The following is an 8,737-nucleotide window of genomic DNA, read 5'->3' on the forward strand; positions in this document are numbered from 1 at the left end:
CGAAACGACGAAGGGCCCTATGAGGGCGATACCATCAAGCAACGCATTGCACCCGACGGCGGAGTCACCGACTACGAATTCGACTACGACGACGTGAACAAACAGTTCATCAGCAAGATCACCGGTCCCGAGACCGCCGCAGGCAGGCGGGTGCAGGACTACACGCACAACCGGCAGGGCCAGTTGGTGCGGTACACGGTCAACGGCCGCACCGAAGCGGAAATCCGCTACGACACCGGCTACCGGGCCGAAACCCGAACCAACGCACGTGGCTTTGCGACCAAAACCATGAAGAACGAGTTCGAGCAGATCGTGGAGATCCAATACCCCGATGGCAGCACGCAGAAAACGGTGTACTCCGCGCTGCACATGGGAATCACGGAGGAAACCGATGAACTGGGCGTCAAGACAAAGTACGAATACGACGCCAAAGGCAACCTGCTCAAGACCGTGCAAGCTGCGGGCACCGCCGAGGAACGGACCACGGAGTACCAAGTCAACGCCCAGGGGCAGACGACTCGCATAACGTACAAGGGCAGGACGGAGAGCAATGGCAGCGTGACACCAGACGCCATATGGCAGGTCGCCTATGACGCCCAAGGTCAAACCAGCCAAATCATCGACCCCGAGGGGAACACGCGCAACTACGTATTCAACCGCATGGGCGCGCTGGTCAAGTCCACCGATCCCCTGGGGAACGCAACAACCTATGAAACCGACGCCACAGGCAATCTCACAAAGATTACCAACCCCCTCGGTCATGTACGCACCTTCCGCTACGACAAGAACGGCAACCAAACCAGCAGCATCGACGCCAAAGGCAAGGCCACCCTGATGGCCTATGACAGGGTGAACCGGCGCGTACAAACCACCAACGCCGTTGGCGGCGAGTACAAGTGGCGCTACGACGCGCAGGGATTGGTGATTGGCGAAACCGATGAAGATGGCAGGGCCACCAGCGCAGAGTACGATCTCTTCCAGCGCCTGATCCGCACGTCGGACGCCTTGGGCAACGTCACCAACTACAGCGATCAGATCGCCGATGGCAGCGCCACAGGCCAGTTGGGCAGCTTGCTGGACCCCACGGAAGTCCGTTACCCGAGCTTCACGCAGCAAATGCGGTACGACGCAGGCGAGCGACCCACCAGCGAAACCCTGGTCTATACCGACAGCAGCGGCACACAAACCGTGACCCGCAGCAGGAAAACCTACGACGCGCGCGGGCAACTCAAAAGCGAAACCGACGCCAATGGCAAGGTCCGAAGCTATACCTACGACGCATTCGGCCAGATGGTCGAATCCGTCGATGCCCTGGGCGGAAAGACCCAGGTCCGTTATGACGCGCGCGGCAACCTCATTGAAGTGAAGGACGCCAAAGGCAACACCACCGGCTTCACCTACGACCGCAACGACCGCCTGACCAGCGAAACCTTGGCCGAAGGACAGGTCACGCACTACAGCTACGACGGCGCAGGCAGACTCACGGAACGCATTGACCCGGCAGGCACCAAGAAGCGCTACAGCTACGACACCGCCAACCGCGTCACCCAAATACAACAGATCCGGGATACCACCGTCGTGCGCACCGTCGCGCTGACCTGGGACGCCGAGAACAACCTCACCGCCTGGAGCGACACCGACCCCACGCGCCCGACAGGCCAGCAAACCACCAGCGCCGTCCTGACCTATGACGGTGTGGGCCGTAAGACCGGTGAAACCATCAGCTACCCCAACCCCGTGGGTGGCAACTACAACCTGGGTTACCGCTACCAATACAGCTTGGCAGGCAAAAAAACCCGAATGACTTGGCCCGATGACACGGCCCTGGACTACAATTACAGTGCGCATGGTCAACTCGAATCGATCAACATTCCGGGCGAGGGCTCCATCAGCGTCAACCAGTACAAATGGATCGCCCCCGCCAGACTCACCCTGCCAGGTGGCGGCACACAGGAAAAGAATTGGGACGGTCTGCTAAGCCTTCAGGGACTCAAGAGCAAAACCCCGGGACAGCAAATCACTCTGGACCTCGTCAGCAACTACGGCAAGCAGCAGGAGATGAAAACCGCTAAGCGCACCGATACTGTTAACGGCACCAGCAACACCCGCGACAGCAACTACAACTACGATGATGAACTGCGCCTGACACGTGTGGTCACCGATACCGGCGGCCTGTTTGGTCGCGACACCGAAATCTTTAGCCTCGATGGACTGGCCAACCGCATCACCCACAGCCGTACTGGTAGCGGAGCTTGGCAATACGATAGGAACCACCGCCTGCTACAGCGTCCTAGCCCCGGTGGCAGCGGCACGGTCAGTTACATCTATGATGCCAATGGCAACCAGACGCAAAAGAGCGAGGGCTCCAGTACGACCCGCTACCACTATGATAGTGACAACCGCCTGATCGAAGTGCAAAATGGGATCGGAAACTCCATTGCCCGGTATGGTTATGACCCCATGAATCGACGTATCTGGAAAGAGCAATATCTTAACAAGGTTGGAGTGCCTTTGATATCGGCTATTCGTACATACTTCCTATATGCAGACGAAGGAATTATTGCAGAGGCCACGCAGGAGATAACAATCAACGCCAATCGGGAGATTAGTGCCAGTCGAGCCCCAGAAATTATAACGCAGTATGGCCCGGAACAGGATAGTGCGTTTATAACTGGAGTGCTGTTCCTAAAGACCAGGGATGGAAATGGTGTCGATGTATTTGCTTATTATCATGGCGATCATCTTGGAGTCCCCTTGCAGGCGACAGACAAAGCCGGAACCGTGTTATGGGCAGCCAACTACAACGCATTTGGTAAGGCAGAGACGGTGACGCCAAAAGCTGCGGCAGGGAATTCTTGGATCAATTCACAAATAAGACTACCTGGGCAATATGAGGACGTAGAAACTGGGTTGCATTACAATTTTCATAGATACTACGACCCTGACACGGGAAGGTATATACAAAGCGATCCGATTGGTCTGTTTGGAGGCTGGAATCGCTTTGCCTATGCGGGAGGAGATCCGTTGAATTTCATTGATCCACTGGGTCTTGACGCTTGCATAGTCAACTTCCCTGACTATCCAGTAGCTATAGGATATGGAATGACCTCTACATCCCTTGGTGGGCATGGAGGAATATTGACTTACGATCGTAACGGACGGACACGTTACTATGAATTTGGTAGATATGATCCTTCAGGCAAGGGGGTGATTGGCTCCACACGCCCCATGGCGGATGGAAATGTTCGACGTCTCACCATTTCTGATTTGAAGATGGATCGAAATACTGGCGATCCAACTTCTGCATCCCTGGAAAAATTAAGAAAAGAACTAGAGAAGAAAGCAGGCGATAAAACCAAAATCGACTTGAAGTGCGAAAAGAACGTTGACGAGGAGAAAGTCATCAAGTATGCTGAAGAATATTCAACCAACAAAAATCGACCATCTTATAGCTGGACTCCTTGGAATCAAAATCATTGCCGTATCTTTGCGAGAAATGCACTTAATCACGGTATAATAAAAAAATGAACCCCATGAATCGATGGAGAGCCGCATCATTTCTGCTTGGAATATTCTGCATCGCATTAATTTCCAGCATCATTGATCAAAGATTAACGCTGAGTTATGCCGATAACAATATTGCAATTCAACGGGAAAAATTAATGATAAGCTTGCTGAAAAATGAATGGCTTGGATTATCCAAGAAGCAGGTCATGTCAAGACTAAATAAATATACATCATTACAACCAAATCTTATAATATCAAAACCTGATTCCAACATAAACAGCGTATGTCTTGAATATGTTTGTTTTGAGTTTGAGAATGAAAAACTCATAAATATCTTGTAGCGCCAAAAATATCTATATGAACAGATATTCATCCTGGATTAGCAGTACGTATGTAATTTTAGACGATAAAATTACTTGCGAGAGGCTACGCAGATCGTGAAAACTGTAATTAATAGGCTCTTCAATAAGTGCGTTGATTATTTGCAAAAAATTAAAATCAACCAAGCCATAGCACTTCCATCAATCAAAATAAATGATCAAGTCAGCAAGATAATATTTTTGCGATGTATACTATCATGATTTCAACTCCATACTTCATTGAAGTTAATCCGACATGTCGTAATTACTGTCAATTTCTCATTCCGTCGCAAGTAAATTACACGAAAACTTGGTCTACCGATCATCATCCGTATTTTCCGCATGCCGCCATCAATCGCTGTTTTCAAGATGACAATGTAACACCGGGATCTGTTTGGGAGCAAGCCAAAGGGCGTTGTTGCATAAATCCCGAACCACATAGCGTGCCAATATTTTGCGCGCACAACGGCGATGCAAACGCTGCTGTCAGTCGCGACACGGCCCGGGTACATTCCCGACCTTTCATGCGCAGAGACACCTGCCAACGATCCGAGCCCAGGGCGACCTACCGTGTCAGGAACTGGACACAGTACAACGCCGGGCTGATTGCCAGAGGAGATATCGCGGTGTGGATCGACAAGAACCTTCTGACGCCCGCACCGGCTGCGGATGTCTCTAGGCGCGGACGCCCGATCGTCTACCCGGACGCCGTCATCCAAGGCTTGCTCCTCCGTCTCAAGCAGGTGTTTGATTTGCCTCTGCGTGCGCTGCAAGGATTCGCTCAAAGCCTGCCCCGACTCGCCTTCCCGAATCTGTCGGTACCCAGCTACACGACCTTGAGCCGTCGCGCGCAAAGCTTGCAAGTCATCTCGCCCGCGCTGCGCCCGGGTGATCCACTGCACTTGGCTGTCGATAGCACAGGTCTCAAACTCTACGGCGAGAGCGAATGGAAGGTGCGCACACCAAGTGCTACAAAAGTCCGAGTTGCACGCTAACTGAACTGGTCTGCGCAAGTCCTACATATTTTGATTCAAAAAAATGAATCCTGTTAATCGATGGAGAATTTCGGCGATATTGCTTGTCATATGCTGCATCGCGCTGATGGAGCGTGTGATTGATCAAGGCATCACGCTATCTTACCGCGCTGTTGATGATGCTACTACAATTCGACACATCGAATTACTGACGGGCTTGCTAGAGCACGAGTGGCTTGGGTTATCCGAGGAAAAAGTCATGACCCGATTAAACAGGCATGTCGCTTCATACCCGGCATCCTCAATTGTATTAAAACGAGATTCTGATGAAAATATCATATGTCTTGATGGTGCTTGCTTTGAGTTTCGCGATGGAAAATTCGTAAACACAGATTCCTGTACCGACATTGCGCACGCTTTTTCTTCATGCAGGCGAACCAATTGCTGCGAAGAATATTCAAGACATGGAAATCAGAAAAAATCAGGACATTAGCGATGTCCGATTTTATTTAATTAGGCATCAAACCCTTGCTTTACAGCTTCATGCCGGGCTGCGTGAGGGGATTAATCCATACATCTCGGAGACACCGTCAAGCAACGCATCATGGCCAAGACTTCCTGGGCAATACGAGGATGCGGAGACCGGGTTGTATTATAATTTTCACAGATACTACGATCCAGACACGGGGAGGTATATTCAAAGTGATCCGATCGGATTGGCTGGGGGGTGGAGCCGGTTTGCATACGTCAACGGAAGCCCGTTGATATACATTGATCCTTACGGCTTGTTCGGGTTGGCTGACATGCCCACAGCACCCGATTGGGTGGTGAATGGTGTTGCAGGATTCGGTGACACGCTTTCGTTTCGCATAACGTACTACATGCGCTACGTTATGGACGCGAACGGCTCTGTGGACCGATGCTCTAGTGCCTACAAAAATGGCGAGTGGACTGCGATAGGTATGAGTGTGGCATTTGGAGAGGCCCACTTGGGAAGAAACGCCGTGAACCAAATGGGCCAAGGCGGTCTTGGGAGAGGTATTGGCCGCTTGGTCTCCGATGGGCGTACATGGGGCAGCGTGCGCGATACATGGAGTACTTCGGCGGGCAACGGTGAACGGTGGCTGGCGGCACATGGTGTGAGTTTGCACCACTGGCTGATCCCTCAGCGGTTCAAGAAAATTAATGCCGGTTATAATTACATGCCAATCTCTGCGGGATTCAATAGCTGGATGAATGGTTCGACGAAGGGCCGAAAATTCGTAGAGCGCGGATTTCGTGTTGCTGTGGTGACCATCTACAGTGCGCCACCAATCACGGCTGCTCTAAGCAGTGACGACTGCGCATGCCAAGAGTGAGCATCATGAAACTCGAAACGCTCATCAAGCAGTCACAATCCCTGATTCGAGATGGAATCAAGATTACTGGATTCTCTCTGCTGGTGGCCATTGGTGCCTATATCTTCGAAGTGTTTTGGCTCGCAAAACTCGCTTGTGTGGCTGCCGGATACGGAGTGCTCTCGACGCTCCCTATCTACTGGATTTTTCGTCAAATCATATTTTCGGCTCATCTATCGATGCTTGAGAAAACCATCTTTAATGCGGTCCACGAAAAGCTGCAGCCACGCGAAGCCGAACTGTGGAATAAACAGGTCGCAGCCATCAACAAGATCGCTATCAATCCAGAAGAGTCTGAAGTTAACTTCTTCGTGATGCGGGATGGAAAGCCGGATTTTCCTCCGGAATTGTGTTTTACAAAACGCAGAAAGATTAAAATCGCAAATTTCGACATCGAGGCCGATACATGCGCTGCAAAGTTACGTGGGTGCGTTTGGTGTATGAAGGGTTGTGTGTTCTCAATTGAATACAGAAGCAACATATCAGAATTCGAGCGTGCGGCGCAAGATCAATGGCATGTTGTGCGTTGCCAGATCGTCAATTATCCTGCTTGAATCAAAATAGATGAATTATTGCTTCAATGATGATCAGAAAATGCGTTGAGCGCGGCTTCAATGCCATCATGATGAGTATCTTTGATGCGTCGACTATGACTACCATGAGCGGTGACCAGAAGTGAGTATAATGAAAATCCAAGCGCGCATCAAACAGTTACGCTCCGGGGTTCGACATGGAATTCAGAGCCCTTGGTTCTTTCTGCTGGTGGTCATCGGTACCTTTTTATTCGAAATTATTCTTATTGCAAAAAACACCAATGTGCCGGCGGCCGGAGTCTTCGCGCTCGCAATGTTTGGTTCGTTCTGGGGACTGTGGCAATCTACGTCTTTGGCGCATATATCAATGCTTGAGAAAACCATCTTTGATGCAGTTCGCGAAAAACTGCAACCACGCGAAGCTGAACTGTGGAACAAACAAATCGCAGCCATCAACAGGATCACTATCGCTTCAGGCGGGGTTAAAGCCAATTTCTTTGTAATGCGTGATGGAAAATCAGATTTTCCTTCGGAACTATGCTTTGCCAAACGCAGAAGGTTTAAAATCGCAGAATTCGACATTGAGACCAACACAGGCGCTGCAACGTTGCATGGCCGTGTTTGGTGTGTGAAGGGTCATGTGTCCTCAATTGAATACGGACGCGATGACTCTTTCAGAGAATTCGAGCGCATGGCACAAGGTCAATGGCATGTTGTTCGCTGCCAGATCGTCACCTATCCTGCTTGATAAAAAAATAGCTGAATGAACGTTTTGCCGAAGATACGAAAATGCGCGGAGCACGGGTCTCGTGTCATCGTGATAAGTATTTGTAATGCGTCGATCACGGCTGCCATGAGCGGTGACGATTGCACATGCCAGGACACTGCATGTGCCAGCGGACCAAACAAAATCTGCCCCGAAGCGACGTTTGCCTCCGGTTTGAATTCTTGGCAAAAATCCCCTCCACATTGCCGGCCAAGCAGTGGGCGACACCGTGGCGGACGGCTTCGATCCATCCCCATAAATGGGAACGGATGCGCGGTCATGATGAATCGATCGCGCAGGCGACACGCCGGCCCGGCGTTGCGTCGCACAATCAGCGCCCGGCGCCCTGCCCCACACCCTGGCGGCCGCCCCCCGGGAATCCCCAAGGAGACAGACGAGCATGACCCGCACCATCCAACAACTGTTTGACCTGCGCGGCAGGACCGCGCTGGTCACCGGCGGCTCGCGCGGTCTGGGCCTGCAACTGGCGCACGCGCTGGGCGAGGCGGGCGCCCGGATCGTGCTCAGCTCGCGCAAGGCCGCCGACCTGGAACAGGCCGCCGCCACGCTGCGGGCTGCAGGAATCGACGCGCACTGGATCGCTGCCGACTGCGCCCGAGAGGAGGACCTCCGCCGCCTGGCCGACGAAACGCTGCAACGCATGGGCGCGGTTGACGTCCTCGTGAACAACGCCGGCGCCGCCTGGGGGGCACCCGCGCAGGACCACCCGTTGCCCGCCTGGGACAAGGTGATGGACCTGAACGTGCGCGGCTACTTCATCCTGAGCCAGCACCTGGCCAAGCGCAGCATGATCGGCCGGCGCAGCGGCAGCATCATCAACGTGGCGTCGATTGCCGGCCTGGGCGGCAACCCCAAGGGCCTGAACACCCTCGCGTACAACACCTCCAAGGGCGCGGTGATCAACTTCACCCGCGCACTGGCGGCCGAATGGGGTCAATACAACATCCGCGTCAACGCCATCTGCCCGGGATTTTTCCCGAGCAAGATGAGCGCCGGAGCGCTCAAGGCGCTGGGCGCGGACGCGCTCGCCGCAAACGCGCCGCTGGCTCGCCTGGGCGACGACGAGGACCTCAAGGGCCTGTGCGCGCTCTACGCGTCGGACGCGGGCAAGCACATCACCGGGCAATGGCTCGCGGTCGATGGCGGTGTGAGCATCGTTGTGGGCGGGTGAACGCGATGG

Annotated in this window: 6 protein-coding genes and 2 pseudogenes; all 8 read left to right on the forward strand. The window is 52.9% G+C overall.

From position 1 onward, the window contains the following. Positions 1 to 93: 93 nt before the first annotated feature. The 8 genes and pseudogenes from VTU_RS30525 (at position 94) to VTU_RS0100910 (ending at position 8,728) form a co-directional block, all read left to right on the forward strand. The gene (locus VTU_RS30525; protein WP_322835858.1) at positions 94 to 3,528 is read left to right on the forward strand and encodes an RHS repeat-associated core domain-containing protein; all 3,435 of its coding nucleotides are present in this window, start codon (positions 94 to 96) and stop codon (positions 3,526 to 3,528) included. After that, positions 3,525 to 3,848 carry an Imm58 family immunity protein gene (locus tag VTU_RS32335; RefSeq protein WP_138927741.1) on the forward strand — a complete coding sequence of 108 codons (324 nt, stop codon included), beginning with the start codon at positions 3,525 to 3,527 and terminating at the stop codon, positions 3,846 to 3,848. Before VTU_RS30525 ends, VTU_RS32335 begins: the two co-directional genes overlap by 4 nt. Before the next feature lie 542 nt (positions 3,849 to 4,390). Next, positions 4,391 to 4,858, forward strand: a pseudogene (locus VTU_RS33365) (transposase); the annotation flags it as partial. A gap of 46 nt (positions 4,859 to 4,904) precedes the next feature. Beyond that, entirely contained in the window at positions 4,905 to 5,333 is a 429-nt protein-coding gene (locus tag VTU_RS32340) for an Imm58 family immunity protein (protein ID WP_138927742.1), read from the forward strand. An 88-nt stretch (positions 5,334 to 5,421) separates the two neighbouring features. After that, positions 5,422 to 5,634 (forward strand): annotated as a pseudogene (locus tag VTU_RS35805) (RHS repeat-associated core domain-containing protein); the annotation flags it as partial. 569 nt (positions 5,635 to 6,203) lie between these two features. Beyond that, on the forward strand, positions 6,204 to 6,791 hold the full coding sequence (locus VTU_RS0100900; protein ID WP_029553978.1) for a hypothetical protein: 588 nt from the start codon (positions 6,204 to 6,206) through the stop codon (positions 6,789 to 6,791). Between the two features lie 130 nt (positions 6,792 to 6,921). Further along, positions 6,922 to 7,518, forward strand: coding sequence for a hypothetical protein (locus VTU_RS32345; RefSeq protein WP_138927743.1), 597 nt, complete (start codon positions 6,922 to 6,924; stop codon positions 7,516 to 7,518). A gap of 418 nt (positions 7,519 to 7,936) precedes the next feature. Next, positions 7,937 to 8,728, forward strand: a complete 792-nt coding sequence (locus VTU_RS0100910; RefSeq protein WP_010099947.1) for an SDR family oxidoreductase — start codon at positions 7,937 to 7,939, stop codon at positions 8,726 to 8,728. Positions 8,729 to 8,737 lie beyond the last annotated feature (9 nt).

It is taken from the genome of Verminephrobacter aporrectodeae subsp. tuberculatae At4 (assembly GCF_000193225.1).
Lineage (GTDB): Bacteria > Pseudomonadota > Gammaproteobacteria > Burkholderiales > Burkholderiaceae_C > Acidovorax > Acidovorax aporrectodeae.